This is a genomic window from Cupriavidus sp. 05T42 (assembly GCF_056396345.1).
Map to the genome: position 1 here is coordinate 75,250 of NZ_JBFTLH010000009.1, position 22,039 is coordinate 97,288.

The window sequence follows — 22,039 nt, forward strand, 5'->3', positions numbered from 1 at the left end:
CGCTTTCGCTCAAAATGGCTTAACAAAACGTTACATACTTTACCCTGTGGTATGGCGGCGTGCATCTTTTGTGCAATTACACTCCGCAAACCGTAGCCCGACGCCGATTTGGCGCGACGGGCATTCACGGTGACCAAGGGGCGTCCCATCTCTCTKACGAAGGCGTTGGCATAGTGCCTGCGTCGTCCTCCACGCGGATGTGCGACCACGGTCAAGACCGCCATTATCCAATGAAAGTGAAGCAAAACCGGCACGGACAAACCCTGCAACGCACGGCGTGCGTGCGGGCGGCTTGCCATGCCGGCGCGGCCATGCTCATCGTACTGCTGCCGGCGCTCGCGCAGGCGCAGTCGGCGGGCATGGCCCAGTTACTCCGCCCTGCCCAGCCGGGCCACGCCAGCGGTGGCGCACCTACCCCCGCCGTGCCGGGCAAGCCGGGCGGCGGTGAGCGCCTGGACCAGCGCGAGGCCCGCACCCGCGCCGAAAAGTACCGCACGGAGCGCGACATGGCCGACCGCGCCGGCCGCCAGGGCCCACCGGGCGGGCATCCCAAACTCTCGCCCGACGAGCGCAAGACGCTGCGCAAGAATCTCCAGGATCTCGGCCGCGAGATGTACGAAGGCGGCTGACCGCCCTCCCTATCAGTCCTGCGGTCGGAAATGTCGCAGGAAATCCACGAATACCTCGGCCGCCAGCTGCGCATCTTCCACGGTGATGGTTTCCAGCGGGTTGTGGCTGATGCCGCCATTGCCGCAGCGCACGAACAGCATCGCCACGTCAGTCATGCGTTGCATCATCATCGCGTCATGCCCGGCGCCGGACGGCAGCTCGAACGCCTCCAGACCGCGCTTGCGCAGCACCGCGCCGAACTGATCCATCAGCCAGCGCGCGCACGGCGCGTTGTTCACCGGCGTCACTCGTTCGACGGTGGCGGTCAGGCCACGGCGCGCCGCGATCCGCTCGATGCCCATCACGATGTCGGTGATGGCGGCTTCGCGGATGCCGTCCTCGCCGGCGCGGATGTCCATCGAGAACACACACGCGGCCGGAATCACATTGCTGGAGCCGTTCGGCACCTGAAGCTGGCCCACCGTGCCGACCAGCGTCGGCACCTGCGCGCAGCGCGACTCCACCAGCAGGATCATCTCGGCGGCGCCGGTGGCGGCGTCGCGCCGCATGTCCATCGGCGTGGTGCCGGCGTGGCTGGCCAGCCCCTCCACCCGCACCTGGAAGCGGCTGCTGCCTGCGATCTGCGTGACGATGCCGAGCGCCAGGTCGCGGTTCAGCAGCACCGGGCCCTGTTCGATATGCACTTCGACGAACCCTGCCAGCGTGGCCGGATCKACCGCCGCGGCGCGCAGGGCGTCCAGGCTGCCGGCGCCGGGCAGGCCGGACTGGGCCAGCGCCTCGCGCATGGTCACCCCGTCCGGGTCCGCGCGGTCCAGCAGGGCCGGGTCGAAGCGGCCCGCCAGCACGCTGCTGGCCAGGAAGCTGGTCTTGAAGCGCAGCCCTTCCTCCTCGGCGAAGCCGACGATCTCGAAGTGATACGGCAGCCGGATGCCCGCCGCATGGAGTGCGCCCACCACCGCAATCGGCAGCAGGATGCCCAGCCGCCCGTCATACCGCCCGCCGTTGCGCACGGTGTCGAAATGAGAGCCGGTCATCAGCACCTTCGGCGCAGCCACGGCCGGATCGGCGGCATACCGCCCAATCACATTGCCGATGGCGTCCACGCGCACCGCCATGCCGGCTTCCTCCATCCACTGCACCAGTTGCGCCTGTGCCCGGCGATGCGCCGGCGTAAGGAACGCGCAGGTCAGCCCGTCCTCCATGTCGGAGTGGGCGGCGAGCGCGGCGGCGCGGTCGAGGATGGATTGGCCGAGCGAGGCGAGTACGGTAGTCATGGTGCGKATCGGGGTCGGGTCGGGATCAGTTCGGTTCGGTTCGATTCGGTTCGATGGCGGTCAGCGGTTGCGCAGCCAGGTCTTCCAGGCGATCCACAGCATGCGCATCGGCGTCAGGGCGATGCGCTGCGTCAGCACCTGGAACTGGTCGGCCTCGATCTCGTCGAGCTGGGCATGGGAGAGTGCCGCCATCACCAGCGCGGCGCGCTGGGCGCGGCGGTCCTGGCGCGGCAGCAGCGCCAGCGCCTCGCGGTAGAGCGTGCGGGCCACCTCGGCCTGCTCGCGCATCAGGGCCACGAAGCGCTCGGAGTAGCGCGACTGGAGGATGTCGGCCGCCGGCACCTCGTGGCGCTGGAGCGTGTCCACCGGCAGGTAGATGCGGCCCTGGCGGGCATCCTCGCCCACATCACGGACGATGGTCGCGCGCTGCATCGACAGGCCTAGCTGGCGGGCGAAGTCCAGCGTGCGCGGATCGGAAAACCCCAGCACCCGGGCCGACAGCACGCCCATGGCACCGCCCGCGCACTGGCAGTAGCGTTTCAAACCGGCTTCGTCGAGGTAGCGGGTCTGGGTCAGATCCATTTCCATGCCGTCCAGCATTTCAGAAAATTCGGATTGCGGCAGGCCGCACGGCGCAATATGGGGCTGCAGGGCCTGCGTGACCGGATGTGACGGTTGACCGTCATAGAGGCGGCGCAGTTCGCCGCGCCACCAGTCCAGCCGCTGGTGGGCTACGCCGGCGTCGTGGCTCTCGTCGATGATGGCCTCCAGCTCGCGGCGGAAGGCGTACAGCGCCGTGATGGCGCGGCGGCGTTCGGTCGGGAGGAACAGGAAGCTGTAATAGGGGAGGGAGCCGCCCGGGGCGGCCTTGTCCTGGCAATACTGATCGGGCGTCACGCCAATCTCTTTTTAATGCGGTCTGTGGGGCGATACGGACCGGCGCAGCGGGTCCGCGAAAGCGGCAAATTGTAACATCGCCCCCCGTCCACCCCGTGTCCGCCATTCGCGCCAAGTTTCGGCCCATTCGTMGCCCGGCGTTTGACGCACTCGGAGCCGCTCGTTATATTACTGACCGGCCAGTTATTAATTCCCCGGCAGGCACCCGCAGAAGGGTCCGCCGCGAGACGCTTTCCCCAATTGGCTGTTCCCCCGCACTCTCCAGCTTGTTCCGACGTTCCACCGACTCAAGACGCTTAACCCATGCCAGTGCCTTATGCCAGGCCGGATGTTGCGGCCGCCGACGTTGATGTTTCCCCGATGCCCGCCCGGACCCGCCGGACGCCGATGGTCGCCCTGCTGACCGTGGCGACGCTGGCGATCCTGGCCGGGCTGTCCGGCTGCGGGAAGAAGGCGGAGCCGGTGGAGTCCGTGCGGCCCGTGCGGCTGCTGCAATTGCATTCGGGTGCCGGGAAGACCGCATTCGAGTTTTCGGGCGAGGTACGGCCGCGCGTGGAGTCGCGCCTGGGCTTCCGGGTGCCCGGCAAGATTTCGGCCCGTCTGGTGGACGTAGGCGCCAGCGTCAGGAAGGGCCAGCCGCTGGCCCGCCTGGACCCGACCGACTTGGCGCTGGCCGAAGCCTCCGCGCGTGCCCAGTTCGATGCCGCCAAGACCGACCGCGATCTGGCCGACTCCGACCTGAAGCGCTACAAGGAGCTGGCCGCCAAGAATTTCATCAGTGCCGCCGAGCTGCACCGGCGCCAGGCCACCTACGATTCCGCCGCCTCGCGGCTGGAGCAGGCGCAGGCCAATCTGCGCAACCAGAGCAACCAGACCGGCTACGCCGTGCTCGCCGCCGATGCGGACGGCGTGGTGACGGCCGTCGATGCCGAGGTCGGCCAGGTGGTCACGGCGGGGCAGTCGGTGATCCGCGTGGCGCAGATCGCCGAGAAGGAGGTCGCCATCGGCCTCCCCGAGGATCAGGTGGACATGCTGCGTGGCATCTCCGACGTCACCGTGCGCACCTGGGCCGAGCCGGACCGCGCGCTGCCGGGCCGCGTGCGCGAGATCTCCGGCGCCGCCGATCCGGTCACCCGTACCTACCCGACGCGCGTCAGCGTGCCCAATCCGCCCGCCGACCTGCGCTTCGGCATGACCGCCGTGGTCACCTTTACCCGCACCGGCGAATCCGCCGCCATCCGCATCCCGCTGACCGMGCTGCTGCAGGACCGCGGCACCAATCAGGTGTGGATCTACCAGGGCGCGGCCAGTGGCGGCACGGGCACGGTCAAGCCGGTGCCGGTGACGCTGGGCGACCCGCAAGGCAATGAAATCGAGGTGCGCCAGGGGCTGGCGCCGGGCCAGACCATCGTCACGGCCGGCGTGCACCTGCTGCAGCCGGGCCAGAAGGTCAAGCCGATGCAGAGCGCCACGTCCGCCCAGCCTGCCCAGTCGGCCCAGCCGGCCTCCAATCCGGGCGCCGCCGCCGGCAGCAAGGGCTGATCGATGGAACACTCGCGCTTCAACCTATCGCGCTGGGCGCTCGAGCACCAGCCGCTGACCCGCTACCTGCTGGTGGTGCTGCTGATCGGCGGCCTGCTGGCCTTCTTCCAGCTTGGTCAGGACGAAGACCCCCCGTTCACCTTCCGCGTGATGGTGGTGCAGGCCTTCTGGCCCGGCGCCACGGCCGAGCAGATCGCGGTGCAGGTGACCGACAAGATCGAACGGCAGCTCCAGGAAGTGCCGTACGCCGACAAGATCCGCAGCTTCTCCAAGCCGGGCGAGACCACGGTGATCTTCCAGCTGGCCGATAACTCGCCCGCCAAGGACACCGCGCAGATCTGGTACACGGTGCGCAAGAAGATCGGGGACATCGCCCAGACCCTGCCGCAGGGCGTGCGCGGCCCGTTCTTCAACGATGAATTCGGCGATGTCTACGGCTCGATCTACGCGCTCTCGGCGGACGGCTTCAACTACAAGGAGCTGCGCGAGTACGCCGACCTCGTCCGCCAGGCGCTGCTGCGCGTGCCCGCCGTGGCCAAGGTCACGCTGCTGGGCCTGCAGGACGAGAAGCTCTATATCGAGTTCAACCAGACGCGCTTCGCGCAGCTTGGGCTCGACATCAACGCCATCGCCAACCAGATCTCGGAGCAGAACAATCCCACCGGGAGTGGCGTGATGGTCACCCCGACCGACAACCTCCAGGTCCGCGTGACCGGCCAGCTTGGCGATGTGCAGGACCTGGAGAGTCTGGTGCTGCGCGGGCCCAACGGCATCGCCAATATCCGGCTGGGCGACATCGCCCACGTCTATCGCGGCTATATCGACCCGCCCGCCAGCCGCATGCGCTTCAACGGCAAGGATGTGATCGGGCTCGGCATCTCGATGGAGAAGGGCGGCGACATCATCGCGCTGGGCCAGGAACTGCGCCGCGTGACCGACGGCCTGCGCGGCCAGTTGCCGATGGGCATCGAGATGGAGCAGGTGCAGGACCAGCCGCAGGCGGTCAAGCGCTCGGTGGGCGAGTTCGTGCACGTGCTGATCGAGGCCGTGGTGATCGTGCTGGCGGTCAGCTTCATCGCGCTGGGGCTGCACACCAAGCCGCTGCGGCTCGACGTGCGCCCCGGGCTGGTGGTGGCGCTGACCATTCCGCTAGTGCTGGCCGTGACGTTCCTGTTCATGAACATCTTCGGCATCGGCCTGCACAAGATCTCGCTCGGGGCGCTGATCGTGGCGCTCGGGCTGCTGGTGGACGACGCGATCATCGCCGTCGAAATGATGGTCCGCAAGCTGGAGGAAGGCTTCTCCAAGATGGAGGCGGCCACTTTCGCCTACACCTCCACGGCCATGCCGATGCTGACCGGCACGCTGATCACGGCGGCCGGCTTCCTGCCGGTGGGGCTGGCCAAGTCCACCGTGGGCGAGTACACCTTCGCGATCTTCGCCGTGACGGCGCTGGCGCTGGTGCTGTCGTGGCTGGCGGCGGTGTACTTCACGCCCTACCTCGGCTATCTGCTGCTCAAGACCCGCGCCAGCGACGGCGGCCATCACGAGGTGTTCGACACGCCGTTCTACGCGCGCTTCCGGCATCTGGTGAATTGGTGCGTGACGTGGCGCAAGACCGTGATCGCCGTCACGCTGGTCAGCTTCGCGCTGGGCCTGTGGGCGTTCAAGTTCGTCGAGAAGCAGTTTTTCCCGGATTCGAGCCGGCCCGAGCTGATGGTGGAGTTGTGGATGCCCGAGGGCACCAGCTTCGCGCAGATGGAGGGCGAGGCCAAGCGCTTCGAGACCGCCATGCGCCGCGACAAGGCCGTGGATAGCCTGACCACCTTCGTCGGCGTCGGCGCGCCGCGCTTCTACCTGCCGCTGGACCAGATCTTCCCGCAGAGCAACGTGGCGCAGGTGATTGTGATGCCGGTCAGCGTGGAGGCGCGCGACGCGCTGCGCAAGCGCGTGATGGAGGTGCTGGCCACCCAGTTCCCGCAGCTGCGCGGCCGCGTGAAGCTGCTGCCGAACGGACCGCCGGTGGCGTACCCGGTGCAGTTCCGCGTGATCGGGCCCGAGGCCGCCGGCGTGCGCAAAATTGCCGATCAGGTCCGGGCGATCATGGCCGCCAATCCGAACACGGTGGGCGTGAACGACAACTGGAACGAGAACGTCAAGATGCTGCGCCTGGAGATCGACCAGGACAAGGCGCGCGCGCTGGGCGTGACCACCAACGCCATCGCCCGTGCCACGCAGGCCGTGCTGACCGGCGTGCCGGTGGGCCAGTATCGCGACGCCGACAAGCTGATCGACATCATCATGCGCACGCCGAAGAACGAGCGCGACGCGATGTCCGACATGGCCAACGTGCTGGTGCCGACCAACACAGGCCGCGCGGTGCCGCTGACGCAGGTGGCGCGCGTGACGCTGAAGTCCGAGCCGGGCGTGATCTGGCGCGAGAACCGCGACTTCGGCATCACGGTGCAGGCCGATGTGGTGGATGGCATCCAGGGTCCGACCGTGACCGCGCAGATCAACCCGCAGCTCAACAAGCTGCGCGCGAACCTGCCGCCCGGCTACCTGATCACCGTGGCAGGGGCCGAGGAGGAGAGCGGCAAGGCGGGGGCGTCCATCGCCGCGCAACTGCCGCTGTGCATCTTCCTGATCTTCACGCTGCTGATGCTGCAGCTCCACAGCTTCTCGCGTTCGGTGATGGTGTTCCTGACCGGCCCGCTCGGGCTGATCGGTGCCGCCGCCACGCTGCTGCTGCTGCGCGCGCCGATGGGGTTTGTCGCCCAGCTTGGCATTACGGCGCTGCTGGGCATGATCATCCGCAACTCGGTGATCCTGGTGGACCAGATCGAGCAGGACATCAGCGCCGKGGTGCCGCCGTGGCAGGCCATTGTCGAGTCAGCGGTGCGCCGGTTCCGGCCGATCATCCTGACCGCCGCAGCGGCCGTGCTGGCGATGATCCCGCTCTCGCGCTCGACATTCTGGGGGCCGATGGCGGCCGCCATCATGGGCGGGCTGATCATCGCCACGGTGCTGACGCTGCTGTTCCTGCCGGCGCTGTACGCAGCGTGGTTCCGCGTGAAGCCGCCCGAGGGCGGCAGCGGGGTGATGGCGGGGTGATGGCAGGGTGATGGCAGGGTAGGCGGGGTGATCCCCGGGGGAGAAGAAAAAGCGCCGGTTACGACTGGCGCTTTTTCATTTGGGCGGTCAGCCGCACGATGTCCACCGCGATCTGCGCTGCGCGGCGGGGATCGGCGGCCACGGGTTTGCCGGTGCGGGGATCCTTCACCGACGGCATGCGGGCCATTTCCCGCAGCAGGTCGGCCAGCAGCGTCATGTCCTGCACCAGCGGCGCGCGCGGGTCGCCCGGCGGCAGCGTGATGCGGACCAGTTCGGACACGGCCTGATCGAGCGCCGGGGCGTGCACGGTCCGGCTGCGGTCGTCCGCTTCCTCGGGCGTCATCCGGCCGGCCTTGGTTGCCGCATTGTCGGCCTGCATGGCCTGGAAGGCGGTCGTGAAGGTCTTGTGGGCGCGCTCGATCTGGCGGGAAGCGGCCAGGCTGTCGCGCATGGCCTGGGGCACGCGCGGTGCCAGCGCGGCGGTACCCACCACCAGCACGGCGGCAACGGCTGCCGCCATGGCCAGGCCGCGCCGCAGCTTGCTGGCGTAGCTGGCGCGGTCCAGCCGCACCGGCAGGCATAGCGCGATCAGCGCGCCGCCGATCAGGCCGCCCACGTGCCCGGCGTTGTCCACGCGGGTTGACAGGAAGCCCTGCACCAGCGAATAGCCGATCATCACCGCGGCGTCCGTCGTCAGTTGCCGATGGATGCCCTCGGGCAGCAGCCGGCGATGCCGCAGCACCCCCGCCAGCAGCGCGCCGCCCACGCCGAACACGGCGCCCGACGCTCCGACCGACACCGCCGTCTGCGCCCCGAAATGCAGGCTCAGCGCGCTACCGGCCAGCCCCGCGCCGAGATAGATCAGCAGGAAGCCGCGCRTGCCGTAGAACCGCTCCACATGCTTGCCGAGCAGGAACAGCACCAGCATGTTGGCGCCGATGTGCCGGAGGCTGCTGTGCAGGAAGGTGGCCGTCAGCAACCGCCACCACTGGCCCTCCTGCACCAGCACGGCGGCGTTGCCGCCCCAGTCGACGAGCTTGGCGGGCGCTGTGGCGTCGAGCGTGGCGCCGTGCGTGAGCGTGAAAAGCCAGATCCCCACGTTGAGGGCGATCATCGCGTACAGGCCCCAGGTGTGCGGCAGTGCCTGCATCTCGGCCCGGAAGGCCTGGTCGGCCGCCAGCGCGTTATCGACTGCGACGCCCGCCGTACGCATGTGATGGGTGACCAGCGCCTGGGCGAGCTGCTGGTCTGCCTCGCGCATCAGGGCCAGCCGGATCGTGAACGCCGCCGGGGTCCGTTTCCGGGCGCCCGGCACGGGCTTGGGAAAGACCTCGATCACAGGACCGCCGCGCAGGTTGCGCACCGCCACAGCGGCGATCTCGGCCCAGCGCAGGTGGGGGCGGCGGCGCGGGAAGGACGTCGAGCCGATGCCGCCGGCGTCCACCGTCAACAGCGGCTTGCGCAGCGGCGCGTGCCGGCCCCAGGACCATTCGAACAGGATCAGCACGCCGAAGAAGCCGGCGCCGACGACGATCAGGCTGGTCTTGCCGTGCGAGAACAGCAGGAGCAGCGTCCCCAGCCCGCCGAAGCAGAGCCAGAGCAAGGCGCGCACGAGCAGCGCGGACCCGAATCGGCGCACATGGAACGCGCCGCTGCGGCGCGAGCCGATGGCCGGCGCGCGCATGAATAGCGATGTCTGCATGGTTCTTCCCGACAAGACGATGTCATCGCGTCATCTCGCTGGCCCCGGTGCGGCAGGGCCACGGCGCGCGTCACGCGACGATATGCGGTCGTCCGTMGGGAAGCATCTCCCCCGTCGGGAGGGTTGCGGCCCTAGTCGGCCAGTTCGAAGACCACGTCCTGCGCGCCCTCCCAGAGCACCTTGGTGCCGAGCGCCCGGAGGTTCTCCCGGCCTTCGACGATGGTCAGAAAGTGGTTGCCGGCCAGCTGGCCCATCTTGCTGGCGAAGCAGCAGCTGCCGTAGGCCAGGATGATCTCGGTTTCGCTGTAGCCGCCCGGGTAGAACAGGATGTCGCCCACGGACGGGTKGCTGGTGTGGTTTTCGAAGCCAACGCCCAGCTTGAATTCGCCGAGCGGAATCCAGCAGCCTTCGCCGCTCCAGCGCACGTGGATCAGCTTCTGCCGGTAGGGCAGCAGCTTCAGGAAGGCGGCCACGGTCTCGGGGGCGTCCGGGTGGGTGTCGGCMAGGAAGGTCTGGCCGGCGGCGGTGATGCGGAGTCGGGRCATGGCTATATCTATATAGAGGGGTCGATGGGGGCCGGGTCAGGCCAGCGCCGTCATCAGCGTCTCCGCCACGGCGATCAGGCTGCGGTCGCTGCCCTTCGGGCCGAGCAGGGAAATGCCGAGCGGCGCGCCGGCGCGGCCGGAGAGCGGCAGGCTCAGTTGCGGGAAGCCCGACAGCGGCGTCAGGCACAGCGAGTGGGCGGCGGCGGTGCGGTAGTCCTCCAGCGTCTCGCCGGCGGCGGTGCGCAGCGGGGCGATGTCCGGCATGGTCGGCAGCACCAGCACGCCGTCATGGCCGAGCAGGCGACCCAGGTGCGCGGTGAACTCGCGGCGCACCGCGCTCGACTGCTCGAACTGGGCTTGCGTGACCCCCTTGCTGAACGCGAAGCGCGCGGCCACGTCCGGGCCCATCTGCAGGCCGTAGTTCTCGATCAGGGCGCCATCGGCCTGCCAGGCTTCCCAGCCCTGCACGTAGCGGAAGGCCCAGTACAGGTCGGCCAGCGGCCGGTCGGCCACGTCCACCGGGGTGGCATGGCCCAGCACGGCCTCGATGCGCGCCACCGTGGGCGCCAGCGCGGCGCGAGCTTCGGGTGTCGGCAATTCGAACAAGTCCGATGCCAGCAGCAGGCGAGGCCGGGCCGGCAGCGGATCGGCATCCTTGCCGAACAGCACGTCCGCCACGCGGGCGAAGGTGCCTATGTCTCGGGCGAAGAAGCCGCAGGTATCGAGCGTCTCGCACAGCGGCATGCAGTGCTGGAGCGAGATACGGCCATGCGAGGGGCGGATGCCGAACAGGCCGCAGTGGCTGGCCGGGGCGCGCACCGAGCCGCCGGTGTCCGTGCCGAGCGCGAAGTCGCACAGCTTGTTGGACACCGCCGAGGCGGACCCCGACGACGAACCGCCCGTCACGCGATCGGGCGCGCCACCGTTGACTGGGCCGCCGTAGTGCGCGTTCTGGCCGTTCATCGAGAAGGCCAGCTCGTCCGTGTGCGACTTGCCGACGAACATCGCGCCGGCATCGAGYAGCTTCTGCGCCGTGGGCGCGGTCACGCTCTTGATGCCGGAGCGGGCCAGCACGTGCGGATTGCCGCCGCCGGTGGGGTAGCCGGCCACGTCGAACAGGTCCTTGACGGCGAAGGTCAGCCCCCGCAGCGGGCCGATGGCCGCGTTGGGCACGGGCGCGTCGGGGTAGGGCATGAAGGCGCGGGCGGGATGGGTGGCCAGGGTCATGGCGTTCGGCTTCCTTCTTTTTCGGAGGATGGATGGAGTTTAGGCGGCGGCCGGCGAGGCAGCGGCGGTATTCGAAGGTTCGGAGCTATCGGCCACCAGCACGCAACTGACGCGGTGGCCGTTGCCCAGCGCCACGCTGCGCGGCACCTCGGCCAGGCAGGCGGGGCGGGCGTGCGCGCAGCGCGGGGCGAAGGTGCAGCCCGGCGGMAGCGCGGCCAGGTCAGGCGGGGCGCCGCCGATGGCCTGCAGCCGCTGGCCGCGATCCATGCCGTGCTGGCGGCTTTGCAGCAGCGCCATCGTGTACGGGTGGCGCGCCTCGCGCAGCAGCGTGCGGATCGGGCCTTCCTCGACGATGCGGCCGCCGTACATCACGGCCACGCGGTCGGCAATCTCCACCGCCGCACCCATGTCGTGCGTGACGAAGACGATGGAAAGGCCCAGCTCGCGTTGCAGCTCCCGCAGCAGGATCAGCACCTGGATCTGCACGGTGGCGTCCAGCGCCGTGGTGGGCTCATCGGCCAGCAGGATTTTCGGTTGGGCCGACAGCGCGAGCGCAATCATCGCCCGCTGCCGCATGCCGCCGGACATCTCGTGCGGATAGGCGGCCAGCCGCCGCTCGGGGCTGGGAATGCGCACCGCTTCCAGCGCCTTCAGCGCCAGCGCGCGGGCTTCGGCGGCGGACACCTTCTTGTGCGTCCGAATGCACTCGACGATCTGCTGGCCCACCGTGTACACCGGGTCCAGCGCCAGCAGCGGCTCCTGGAACACCATGGCGACGGTGCCGCCGCGCAGCCGGGCCAGCGCGCGCTTGTCCAGCGCGAGCACGTCCTGGCCATCGACATGGATCTGGCCGCCGATGCGCGTGCGGCGGGGCGGATGGAGGCGCATCAGCGCGCGCAGCGTCACGCTCTTGCCGGAACCGGATTCGCCGATCAGCGCCACGGCTTCGCCGGGGGCCACGTCGAGCGACACGCCGTTCACCGCGCGGATGGTCTTGCCGCCGCCGGCGAAGGTGACGTGGAGGTCCTTGACCGAGACGGCAGGGGAATGGGGGGCTGTCATAGGGGTCTCCCGCAGGTCAGGTGGGTCAGGGCGTGGCCGCGTGCAGGCCCGGCGTCATGCGCCGCAGCGGCAGCGAGTGGCCACCGTCGGGCATCGCCATCAGGCAAGACACGGGATGGCCGGCCAGTTCGTCGGCCAGCACGGGGGTGCGGCGCTCGCAGACCGGCTCGGCGCGGGCGCAGCGCGGATGGAAGCTGCATCCGGACGGCGGATTGATCGGGTTGGGCGGGTCGCCCGCCAGCGGCGCGGCCAGCGTGCGGTGGTCCGGGTCCATCGACGGCATCGACGCCAGCAGCGCGCGCGTGTACGGGTGCGAGGGATTGGCGTAGATCGACTCCGTATCGCCAATCTCCACCACCTTGCCCAGGTACATCACCATCACCCGGTCGCACAGGTAGCGGATGACGTTGAGGTCATGGCTGATGAAGACGTAGGTCAGGTCGAACTCGGCTTTGAGGTCGAGCAGCAGGTTCAGCACCTGGGCTTCCACGGATTTGTCGAGCGCGGACACCGCTTCGTCCAGGATCACCAGCCGGGGCCGCAGCGACAGCGCGCGGGCGATGTTCACCCGCTGGCGCTGCCCACCGGACAGTTCGTGCGGATAGCGCCCGGCAAAGCGCGCCGGCTCCAGTCCCACGCGCTCCAGCAGGTAGCGCGCCCGCTCGGTGGCCTCCCGCGCCGGCACGCCGTGCACGCGCGGCGTGAAGGCGATCGATTCCTCGATGGTCAGGCGCGGGTTCAGCGACGAGTAGCTGTCCTGGAACACCATCTGCACCTGGCTGCGGAACGCCTTCATCGGCAACTGGGGCKAGCCCACGCCCTGGGCGTCGAAGATCAGCTCGCCGCTGTCTTGCGCGGTGAGCTGCATCAGCAGCCGMGCGGTGGTGGACTTGCCGCAGCCGGACTCGCCGACCACGCCGAGGGTTTCGCCCTTGAGCACGTCGAAGCTGACGCCGTCCACGGCGCGGACCTCGCCGGCCTTGTGGAACGGGATGGCCGACTTGAGCGGGAAATGCTTGACGAGATCGCGCGCGATCACGAGTGGCTGGGCCGGGCCGCCGATGTCGCGGGCGTGGGCGGGTGCGGGCGCTGTGAGGAGGTCGCTCATGTTCATTCCTTGATTTCCATGGCCGAGCGGATGCCGTCGGCCAGCAGGTTGAACGAGATCKAGGTCAGGAAAATCATCGCGCCGGGCAGGGCGGCGACCCAGGGCTGGGTGTAGATGGCGGTGCGCAGCGTGTTGAGCATCAGGCCCCATTCGGGCTCGGGCGGCTTCACGCCGAGGCCGAGGAAGGAGAGCCCGGAGGCCAGGATCATCGACACCGAAATCAGACTCGTCGCATAGACGAAAATCGGCCCAAGTACGTTATTCAGCACATGGGCGCGCACGATGGTCAGCGAGCTGGCCCCGGAGGCGCGCGCCGCATCGACGAACTCGCGGTTGCGTACCTGCGTGGTCACGCTCTCCGCCACCCGCACGATCTGCGGCACGAAGACGATGGTCAGCGACAGCAGCGCGTTGCCCACCCCGGCGCCCAGCGTGCCGGACAGCGCGATGGCCAGCAGCACCGACGGAAAGGCGTAGAGGATGTCGGTGAGCCGCATGATGATGGTGTTGGTCCAGCCGCCCGCGTAGCCGGCGATGATGCCGAGTGCGCTGCCGATCACAAACGCCAGCAGCACCGGCGTGATGCCCATGAACAGCGAGAGCCGGCCGCCCAGCATCAGGCGCGAGAGCAGGTCGCGGCCCAGTTCGTCGGTGCCGAGCGGATAGCCAGCCGTGCCGATCGGCTTGAGTCGCTTGAGGATGGAGGACGCGTACGGGTCCGCCGGCATCAGCGCCGGGGCGAAGATCGCCAACACCACCAGGGCGATCAGGATCAGCGCGGCGGCCATCGCCAGCTTGTTGCGCAGCAGGCGGCGGCCCACGGTGGCCCAGTAGCCGGGCGAGCGCGCCACGGGCAGCGGCGCCACGGCCTTGTTCAGTGCGATCTGCATGGGGGCCTCCTTAATTGCGCTGGATGCGGGGGTCGAACAGCGTCTGCAGCGCGTCCACCAGCAGGTTGAGCAGGACAAAGAACACGGCCAGCACGAGGATCGTGCCCTGCAGCAGCGGGAAGTCGCGCTGGAAGATGGCCGAGTTCAGCAGGAAGCCGGTGCCGGGCCACGAGAACACGGTCTCGATCAGGATCGACCCGCCGAGCAGGTAGCCGAGCTGGAGGCCCATCACGKACAGCGCGGTCGGCGCCACGTTCTTGACCACGTGGCGGAACACGGCCACGTCCGACAGGCCCCGGGCGCGCAGGCCGACGATGAACTCGTTGGACAGGATCTCCGCCACCAGCGCCCGGATCGTGCGGGCGACGATGCCCATCGGGATCACCGACATCGTGATGGCCGGCAGCAGCATGTACTGGAAGTGCTCCCAGTCCCACGCCCAGTCCCCCGAGCCGCCCGGGCCGGCGCCGGTGGCRGGCAGCCAGCMGAGCAGCACCGAGAAGGCGATGACCAGCACCATGCCGAGCCAGTAGTGGGGAATGCTGACGCCGAGCACGGACAGGAAGGAGGCGGTGCGGTCGGCGATGGAATCGCGCAGGTAGCCGGCCACGAAGCCGAACAGGCAGCCGAAGGTGAAGCCGATCAGCGTGGCCACGCTGGCCAGCCGGATCGAGTTGATCACGGCGGTGGAAACCTCGCTCATCACCGGCCGGTTGGTGGCGATGGAGGTGCCCAGGTCGCCATGGAGCGCGCGGGCCAGCCAGTGCAGAAATTGTTCGAGGAACGGTTTGTCGAAGCCGTACAGCGCGGTGAGTTGGCGCCGGAGGTCTTCGGAGGCATCGGGCGGCAGCACCGAGACGAGGGGGTCCCCGGGGGCGATGTGGACCAGCGAGAAGCAGAGCAGGGCAACCCCAAGCAGGATAGGCAGCGCATAGAGAATGCGGCGAAGCAGGTAAGTCATGGTCTGTGGCCGGCTAGTGTGGGGGCGGAGGGTTTTCTCCCCTCGCCCGCTTGCGGGAGAGGGGCCGGGGGAGAGGGCCGGAGTGTCTCGATGCGATGTCTCAACTTGAACCGCTGCMCTCTCCCCCGCCCCTCTCCCAAGGGGAGAGGGGAGAACACAACGGGGCGCAAACCAACTCAGTCCATCGACATCGTCGCGATATCGATAAACCAGCTCTGCGGCTGCACCACGCCCTTGACCTTCTTCGAGATGGCGCGCGGGCCCACGTCGTGGGCGATCAGCACGAATGGCGACTCTTCCACGATGCGCGCGTGCAGCTTGGCCAGCGCGGCGTCACGGGACTTTTCGTCGAACGAGGTGCGGGCGGTCTCGATCAGCTTGTCGAACTCCGCATTGCCGAAGAAGCCCCAGTTGTTCGAGACCGGCGGCTGCGTCTTGGTGCTGACGAAGCGGACCATCGCGAAGAACGGGTCCATCGCCGCGAAGCTGACGTTGATGGCGTTGGCGCCGTGCGCGCTGGCATCCTTGGCGCCGATGCGCCAGTTGGTGAACAGGGTGTTCCACTCCACGACGTCGAAGTCCACGTCGAAGAAGCACTCCTTGAGGTTCTGCTGCACGTACTCGTTCATCGGCAGCGGCTGCATCTGGCCCGAGCCGGACGCCGACACCTGCACCTTCACCTTGAGCGGCTTGGCGGCCGAGTAGCCGGCTTCGGCCATCAGCTTGCGGGCGGCGTTGGCGTCGTACTTGATGTCGAACTTGGGATTGCCCCACCACGGGTTGCCGGCTTCCACGATGCCCTTGGCCTCGGCCATGTAGCCGCCCAGCAGCGTCTTCAGGCCCGAGCGGTTCACGCAGAGGTTGGCGGCCTGGCGCACGCGCTTGTCCAGCCACGGCGAATTCGGCGCGAAGGAGAGCTGCCACGGCCACATGTGCGGCTGGGCGTTGGCGTAGACCTCGAAGCCGCGGCTCTTGATCTGGGCGACGGCGTCAGGCGCGGGAGCTTCGATCCAGTCGACCTGGCCCGACAGCAGCGCGGCGGTGCGCGCGTTGGCCTCGGGCATCGGCACCATTACCACCTTGTCGATCTTGGGCACGCGCTTGCTGTCCCAGTAGCTGGCGTTCTTGGCCAGTTCCAGGCGCTCGCGCGGGACGAAGCGGGTCATCTTKAACGGGCCGGTGCCGGAGGCGTCGGCGGCGAAGGCGACCCACGCCTGCTTGCTGCGCTCGGCCGCATCGGTCACCGAGGCTGGCACGGCGGCGAACTTCTTCTCCCACTGCGTGGGCGAGGCCATGAACAGGTTCGAGATGTTGTACGGCAGGAACGAGTCCGGCTCGGACGTGACCAGCTCCACGGTCAGGTCGTCGATCTTCTTCGCGCTGCGCAGCGTGGGCATGCGCGAGGCGGTCACGCCCACCTGGCTCGCATCGAACTGCTTGGCGGTCTTGTCGAGCACCTTGTTGACGTTCCAGACCACGGCGTCCGCGTTGAAGGCGGAGCCGTCGTGGAACTTCACGCCGGGACGCAGCTTGAAGGTCCACTTGGTCTTGTCGGCGGCGTCCACCTTCCACTCGGTGGCGAGGTCGGGAATCAGCAGGCTGGGGCCGTTGCCCTTGGAGAGGTCCCACTGCGTCAGCGCGTCGTACATCGGAATGCCGGTGAAGCGGTTGCCCTCGAAGCCCTGGTCGGGCTGGCCGAGCGTGCGCGGGATGTCGGCAGCGGTCATGCCGATGCGCAGCGTCTTCTCGGCCATGGCGGCGCCGGGCAGTGCGAGKAACGAGAGGGCCAGGACTGCGGCGGAGAAACCTTTCGCGTGGGCGGACGTTTGGTGGTTCACAGGCAATGCTCCTGAGTGGGGGAAGGGCTGCCTTCGGTCTAGCAAGTCATGTGCCAGTCGCGCCGCCCCGGCGCGTGGTCTGGTTCTTGCACCGGGCGTTGGTCATTCATCATTCACTCACGAAGCAGACAAGGCAGACATGGATTCGAAAGTTCTTCCCCGCATCAATGGCGCCCGGCTGTGGCAATCGCTCATGGATCTGGGCGCGATCGGCGCCACGCCGAAGGGCGGCGTGTGCCGCATCGCGCTGACCGATGAAGACCGCAAGGGCCGCGACCTCGTGGTGCAGTGGTGCCGCGAGGCGGGCCTGGACGTGCGCGTGGACGAGATCGGCAATGTCTTCGCGCGCCGCGCCGGCACGGACCCTGCCGCGCGGGCCGTGGCCACGGGCAGCCATATCGACACCCAGCCCTCGGGCGGCAAGTTCGACGGCAACTTCGGCGTGCTGGCGGGGCTGGAGGTCATGCGTACGCTCAACGACCTCGGCATCCAGACGCGCGCGCCGCTGGAGGTGGCGTTCTGGACCAACGAGGAGGGCACCCGCTTCACGCCGGTGATGATGGGCTCGGGCGTGTTCGCCGGCGTGTTCGATGCCGACGAGGCGCGCCGCCAGCAAGACCGCGACGGGGTGAGCGTGGGCGACGCGCTGGCCGCCATCGGCTATCACGGCGCGCAGCCTGCCGGCGAGGTGCCGGGCGGCATGTTCGCGGCCTACTTCGAGGCCCATATCGAGCAGGGACCGGTGCTGGAGGCGGCCGGGCTGCCGATCGGCGTGGTCTCGGGCGCGCTGGGCCAGCAGTGGTACGACGTGACCGTGACCGGCCAGGACGCCCACGCCGGCCCGACCCCGCTGGCGCTGCGGCACGATGCGCTGCTGGCAACGGCGCGGATGATCGAGGCCGTGAACCGCATCGCCCGGGATGCCGCACCGCATGGCCGGGGCACCGTCGGCTATGTCGAGGTCAAGCCGAACTCACGCAACGTGATTCCGGGGCGGGTGGACTTTACGGTGGACTTCCGCAACCTGTCGCAGGACGGGCTGGACCGGATGGATGCGGCGATGCGCGCGGCCTTCGCCGGCATTGCTGACGTGGCGGCGGTGAGCGTGGAGATTCGCCAGGTGGTGAAGTTCGAGCCCTGCCTGTTCGCCCCGGCCTGCGTGGACAGCGTGCGGCGCGCGGCGGCGGCGCTGGGGCTGTCGAGCATGGACGTGGTCAGCGGTGCGGGCCACGACGCCGTCTACGTGGCGCAGCGCGCCCCCACCGGGATGATCTTCGTGCCCTGCAAGGACGGCATCAGCCATAACGAACTGGAAGATGCGCTGCCCGAGCACATCGAGGCCGGCGCCAACGTGCTGCTGCAGGCGATGCTGGAGCACGCTCGCTGATCGCCGGTGGCAGCCTCAATGTCCGATCGACCTTGAAATCGCCCACGCGCACTCGATGACGAGGGGCCCCAGCTTGCGCTGGGCCTCCGCCATCGTCCACCGGCTGGCCGGCGGCGACACATGCACCGCCCCCACCGCCACCCCCTGGCTGTTCACGATGGGCGCCCCCACGCCCATATCGCCCAAAAACAGCTCCTCCTCGTTGCAGGCATAGCCCAGGCCCCGGCACGCCACCACCTGCGCGAAGATCGCGTCTACATCGGTCAGCGTGGCCGGCGTGCGCGGCGCGCGCGTGGAGGCCTCCAGCACCKCGCGCACCTGCGCATCGGGCAACGTGCTCAGGTAGGCGCGGCCGGAACTCGTGCAGTACATCGGAATGCGCATGCCCACCGGCGTCAGCACGGGCATGTGCTTGGCGGTCATCAGTTGCGCCACGTAGACCATGTCCAGCCCCACGGGCTCGGTCAGATTGGCCGTCTCGCCGCTGGCGTTGGCCAACTGGGACAGGTAGGGGCTGGCAATCGGAATCAGCGCATCGGCGGCCAGGTAGTTGTAGCCGATCTCCATCACCTTCGGCGTCAGGCGGAAGCGGCGGGTCTGCGGGTGCTTGTCGATATAGCCGAGGCTTTCGAGCGTATGGACCGTGCGCTGGGCCGAACTCTTGGTCATGCCGGTGAGGCCGGCCACTTCGGAGAGCGTCAGCGTGCGATGGACGGCGCTGAAGGCGCGCAGGACTTCGAGCCCTTTTTCGAGCGATTGATTGAACAGCGGATCGGCGGACATGGGAGACGGACAGCGGGGCGGATTACCAAGGTTCGGCACCATCGTCGTGAAACCCTGCACCACGATGGCTGCATATTGCACCAAGATACGCATGAATCGATTATCGATTTCATAACGTCCCGCCATGATACCCGGCGCCTCGACGGCTGGCGCGTCTCTGGTGTTTACCCCTAGGGTTTTCCGGGTTGTCTCCAGTGAAATATCACACTAGTATCACAGCAACTTCAACGAACGTTGAGACGAAGCGAGCAACCCGTGGCGAACCCTATTCGACTGGTCGGCGGTGCCGACCCCCAGCCGGCAACCACTCCCGTAGCGCCCCTCATGCCCCCCACGCCTGCCCAGAGCGGCGCGGCGCTGCGCGAGCAGGCGTACACGGAGATCAAGCGCCGCATCATCGCGTGCGAGTTCCGTCCCGGCGAGCCGCTGATCGAGGCCCAGGTGGCCGCGCTGCTCGGCCTGGGCCGCACGCCGGTCCATCAGGCGCTGCATCGGCTCGAAGTGGAAGGGCTGGTGTCCATCCTGCCGCGCAAGGGCGTGCTGGTGACGCCGCTGTCGCTGAACGAAGTGCTMGACATGATCGAGGTGCGCGCCACCAATGAGGTGCTGTGCGCCACGCTGGCCTGCGAGCGCGGGCACGACAGCGACTTCAAGGCCATGCGCGACATCGTGGACCGCTCGCCCGAGCTGATTGCCCGCCGCGACATTCCCGCGCTGGCCTCGCTCGACCTCAAGTTCCATACCGCCATGTCCGCCGCCTCGCGCAACCGCGTGCTGGCCGAACTGCTGCGCGGCCTGCATGAGAAACAGGCGCGCTTCTGGTTCCTCTCGCTGTCCGATCCCCAGCACCTGGAGAACGTCTACCAGGAGCATCTGGAGATCGTCGACGCGCTCGAGCGCCGGGACATCCCGGCCGTGCGCGAGGCGATCCGCGAACATATCGACGAATTCCGGAAGAACATCATCCGGACTCTCTGACCGACCCTTTTCCCTCGTAACAAGGTAGTACGCCATGCCGACACTGCACCTCCAGGTAGCCGGCGGGGGCCCGCTCGCCCTCGACGTCCAACGACTCATCATCGCCGGCTGGACTGGCCGCGACGCCGCCGCTGTCCAGCATCACATCGAAGAACTCCAGACGCTGGGCGTGAAGCCGCCCGCCACCGTGCCGACCTTCTACCCGCTGGCCGCCTCGCTGCTGACCACCGCCGACGTGCTCGAGGTGCCGCGCGACGACTCGTCGGGCGAGACCGAATTCGTGCTGCTGCAGGGCGCGGACGCGCTGTACATCGGCATCGGCTCGGACCATACCGACCGGAAGGTCGAAGCCTATGACGTGACCGTCTCCAAGCAGATGTGCGGCAAGCCGATGGGCCGCGAGGTCTGGCGCTTCGACGAGGTGGCCGATCACTGGGACGAGCTGGAAATGCGCTGCTGGCGCGTGCGCGACGGCCAGCGTGCGCTGTATCAGGAAGGCAAGGTCACGCGCCTGCTGGACCCGCGCGATCTGGTGCAACGCCTGACTGGCGAAGCGCAGCTGCCGCCCGGCACCGCCATGTTCTGCGGCACGCAGGCCGTGATCGGCGACCTGGGGCACGGCGACGCCTTCGAGGTGGAGCTGCACGACCCGGTGCGCCATCGCACGCTGCGCCATGCGTACCGCGTGGCGTCGCTGGAGGTGGCTGAATGAGCGCCGCCCCGACCATTGCCGCCCTGGCGGCATCGCTGGCGGCCGGGCGCACGACCAGCGTGGCGCTGACCGAAGACGCGCTGGCCCGGATCGCGCAGCACCAGCGTGCTGGCGGCGTCGCCTTCCTGCACGTGGACGCCGAAGGTGCGCTGGCGCAGGCCCGCGCGGCTGACCAGGCGCGCGCCGCCGGGCTCGTGGCATCGCCGCTGGCCGGCCTGCCGGTGTCCATCAAGGATMTGTTCGATGTGCGCGGCCAGATGACGCGTGCCGGCTCGGTGGCGCTGGACGGCACCGCCCCGGTCCAGGCCGACGCGCCCGCCGTGGCTCGCCTGCGCGCGGCTGGCGCGGTGCTGATCGGCCGTACCAATATGAGCGAGTTCGCGTTCTCGGGCCTGGGGCTGAACCCCCACTACGGCACGCCGCGCACGCCGTTCGACGCCGAGCGCATCGCCGGCGGCTCCACCTCGGGCGGCGCGGTCAGCGTGGCCGAGGAGATGGCCGTGGCCGCGCTGGGCACCGACACGGGCGGCTCGATCCGCATTCCGTCGGCGTTCTGCGGGCTGACCGGCTTCAAGCCGACCGCGCGCCGCGTGCCGCTGTCCGGCGCGGTGCCGCTGTCGACCTCGCTCGATTCGGCCGGCCCGCTGGCGCGCTCGGTGGCGTGCTGCGTGGCGATGGACGCGGTGCTGAGCGGCGAGACGCTCGACACCCGGCCCGCCGATCTGTCCGGCCTGCGCCTCTACGTCACGCGCGACTTCGTGATGGATGGTGTGGAGGCCGAGGTGGCGCAGGCGTTCGAGGCCACGCTGTCGCGTCTGTCGGCCAAGGGGGCGCAAATCGTTACCTTCGATTTCCCCGAACTGCGTCGCCTGCCCGAGATCAACGCTGGCGGCGGGCTGACCGCCGCCGAGTCGTGGACCTGGCACCGCGATCTGCTGGCCAAGCAGGGCGACCGCTACGACCAGCGCGTGGCCCAGCGTATCCGTCGCGGCCAGCAACAGAGCGCCGCCGACTACATCACGCTGCTGGCCGAGCGCGCCGCCATGCAGGCGCGCGCCGCCGAGCGCCTGCGCGATGCCGACGCCTGGCTGATGCCGACCGTCGCCGTGCGCCCGCCGCGCCTGGATGCGTTGGCGCGTGACGAGGACTTCTTCGCCACGAACGGCCTGGTGCTGCGCAACCCGAGCGTGATCAATTGGCTCGACGGCTGCGCGGCGTCCCTGCCGATGGGGCAGGGCATCGGCCTCGGCATCTGCGGCCTGCACGGGCACGACGCCCGCGTGCTGCAGGTAGCCGGCGCCATCGAGCAGGGCCTGGCGTAAGCCGGGCAGCCAGCAAATCGGCCGGATTCCCACGGCCGCGGCAACGCGCTCCAGCACAACACAGCGC

The 22,039-nt window shown here is 68.8% G+C and carries 18 protein-coding genes; 7 read left to right on the forward strand and 11 right to left on the reverse strand.

Annotation, left to right across the window (positions count from 1 at the left end):
* Positions 1-311 precede the first annotated feature (311 nt).
* Positions 312-629, forward strand: a complete 318-nt coding sequence (locus tag AC1EJR_RS14450; RefSeq protein ID WP_441591137.1) for a hypothetical protein — start codon at positions 312-314, stop codon at positions 627-629.
* A 12-nt stretch (positions 630-641) separates the two neighbouring features.
* Here the strand turns inward: AC1EJR_RS14450 and AC1EJR_RS14455 are convergent, their stop codons facing one another.
* Both AC1EJR_RS14455 and hpnD read right to left on the reverse strand, forming a co-directional pair.
* Positions 642-1,904, reverse strand: coding sequence for a Zn-dependent hydrolase (locus AC1EJR_RS14455; protein ID WP_092292971.1), 1,263 nt, complete (start codon positions 1,902-1,904; stop codon positions 642-644).
* A 60-nt stretch (positions 1,905-1,964) separates the two neighbouring features.
* Positions 1,965-2,801 (reverse strand): presqualene diphosphate synthase HpnD, encoded by an 837-nt coding sequence (gene hpnD, locus AC1EJR_RS14460; RefSeq protein ID WP_092292973.1) that lies wholly within the window; start codon positions 2,799-2,801, stop codon positions 1,965-1,967.
* A 303-nt stretch (positions 2,802-3,104) separates the two neighbouring features.
* Here hpnD and AC1EJR_RS14465 point away from each other — a divergent pair, with 303 nt between their 5' ends.
* Positions 3,105-4,343 carry an efflux RND transporter periplasmic adaptor subunit gene (locus tag AC1EJR_RS14465; protein WP_477147257.1) on the forward strand — a complete coding sequence of 413 codons (1,239 nt, stop codon included), beginning with the start codon at positions 3,105-3,107 and terminating at the stop codon, positions 4,341-4,343.
* A gap of 3 nt (positions 4,344-4,346) precedes the next feature.
* Positions 4,347-7,457 carry an efflux RND transporter permease subunit gene (locus AC1EJR_RS14470; RefSeq protein ID WP_477147258.1) on the forward strand — a complete coding sequence of 1,037 codons (3,111 nt, stop codon included), beginning with the start codon at positions 4,347-4,349 and terminating at the stop codon, positions 7,455-7,457.
* Positions 7,458-7,515: 58 nt separating this feature from the next.
* Here the strand turns inward: AC1EJR_RS14470 and AC1EJR_RS14475 are convergent, their stop codons facing one another.
* The 8 genes from AC1EJR_RS14475 to AC1EJR_RS14510 form a co-directional block, all read right to left on the reverse strand.
* The gene (locus tag AC1EJR_RS14475; RefSeq protein WP_477147259.1) at positions 7,516-9,159 is read right to left on the reverse strand and encodes a rhomboid family intramembrane serine protease; all 1,644 of its coding nucleotides are present in this window, start codon (positions 9,157-9,159) and stop codon (positions 7,516-7,518) included.
* A gap of 131 nt (positions 9,160-9,290) precedes the next feature.
* Positions 9,291-9,704: a DUF3830 family protein gene (locus tag AC1EJR_RS14480; protein ID WP_477147260.1), complete on the reverse strand. Its 414-nt coding sequence runs from the start codon at positions 9,702-9,704 to the stop codon at positions 9,291-9,293.
* A 36-nt stretch (positions 9,705-9,740) separates the two neighbouring features.
* On the reverse strand, positions 9,741-10,931 hold the full coding sequence (locus tag AC1EJR_RS14485; RefSeq protein WP_477112949.1) for an amidase: 1,191 nt from the start codon (positions 10,929-10,931) through the stop codon (positions 9,741-9,743).
* A 39-nt stretch (positions 10,932-10,970) separates the two neighbouring features.
* Positions 10,971-11,993, reverse strand: coding sequence for an ABC transporter ATP-binding protein (locus tag AC1EJR_RS14490; RefSeq protein WP_441591132.1), 1,023 nt, complete (start codon positions 11,991-11,993; stop codon positions 10,971-10,973).
* Between the two features lie 25 nt (positions 11,994-12,018).
* A complete protein-coding gene (locus tag AC1EJR_RS14495; protein WP_477147261.1) occupies positions 12,019-13,101 on the reverse strand; it encodes an ABC transporter ATP-binding protein in 1,083 nt (360 codons plus the stop codon).
* 2 nt (positions 13,102-13,103) lie between these two features.
* A complete protein-coding gene (locus AC1EJR_RS14500) occupies positions 13,104-13,991 on the reverse strand; it encodes an ABC transporter permease (RefSeq protein ID WP_477147262.1) in 888 nt (295 codons plus the stop codon).
* Between the two features lie 10 nt (positions 13,992-14,001).
* Positions 14,002-14,952, reverse strand: coding sequence for an ABC transporter permease (locus AC1EJR_RS14505; protein WP_477147263.1), 951 nt, complete (start codon positions 14,950-14,952; stop codon positions 14,002-14,004).
* 176 nt (positions 14,953-15,128) lie between these two features.
* Positions 15,129-16,706, reverse strand: coding sequence for an ABC transporter substrate-binding protein (locus AC1EJR_RS14510; RefSeq protein WP_477147296.1), 1,578 nt, complete (start codon positions 16,704-16,706; stop codon positions 15,129-15,131).
* Positions 16,707-16,929: 223 nt separating this feature from the next.
* On the opposite strand from AC1EJR_RS14510, the gene AC1EJR_RS14515 reads away from it, so the two are divergent.
* Positions 16,930-18,177 carry a Zn-dependent hydrolase gene (locus tag AC1EJR_RS14515; RefSeq protein WP_441644415.1) on the forward strand — a complete coding sequence of 416 codons (1,248 nt, stop codon included), beginning with the start codon at positions 16,930-16,932 and terminating at the stop codon, positions 18,175-18,177.
* A 15-nt stretch (positions 18,178-18,192) separates the two neighbouring features.
* Here the strand turns inward: AC1EJR_RS14515 and AC1EJR_RS14520 are convergent, their stop codons facing one another.
* Positions 18,193-18,960 carry an IclR family transcriptional regulator gene (locus AC1EJR_RS14520; RefSeq protein ID WP_477147297.1) on the reverse strand — a complete coding sequence of 256 codons (768 nt, stop codon included), beginning with the start codon at positions 18,958-18,960 and terminating at the stop codon, positions 18,193-18,195.
* Positions 18,961-19,215: 255 nt separating this feature from the next.
* Here AC1EJR_RS14520 and AC1EJR_RS14525 point away from each other — a divergent pair, with 255 nt between their 5' ends.
* Genes AC1EJR_RS14525 through AC1EJR_RS14535 form a run of 3 tightly spaced genes read left to right on the forward strand, consistent with a single transcriptional unit; the run spans position 19,216 to position 21,972 of the window.
* A complete protein-coding gene (locus AC1EJR_RS14525; RefSeq protein ID WP_092292994.1) occupies positions 19,216-19,938 on the forward strand; it encodes a GntR family transcriptional regulator in 723 nt (240 codons plus the stop codon).
* A 34-nt stretch (positions 19,939-19,972) separates the two neighbouring features.
* Positions 19,973-20,650 (forward strand): DUF2848 domain-containing protein, encoded by a 678-nt coding sequence (locus tag AC1EJR_RS14530; protein ID WP_477112948.1) that lies wholly within the window; start codon positions 19,973-19,975, stop codon positions 20,648-20,650.
* On the forward strand, positions 20,647-21,972 hold the full coding sequence (locus tag AC1EJR_RS14535; RefSeq protein ID WP_477147264.1) for an amidase: 1,326 nt from the start codon (positions 20,647-20,649) through the stop codon (positions 21,970-21,972). Before AC1EJR_RS14530 ends, AC1EJR_RS14535 begins: the two co-directional genes overlap by 4 nt.
* Positions 21,973-22,039: the final 67 nt, after the last annotated feature.

Coding starts and splice junctions, on each gene's coding strand:
- AC1EJR_RS14450 (WP_441591137.1), top strand. CDS start 312: ATGCTCATCGTACTGCTGCCGGCGCTCGCGCAGGCGCAGTCGGCGGGC.
- AC1EJR_RS14515 (WP_441644415.1), top strand. CDS start 16,930: ATGGATTCGAAAGTTCTTCCCCGCATCAATGGCGCCCGGCTGTGGCAA.
- AC1EJR_RS14530 (WP_477112948.1), top strand. CDS start 19,973: ATGCCGACACTGCACCTCCAGGTAGCCGGCGGGGGCCCGCTCGCCCTC.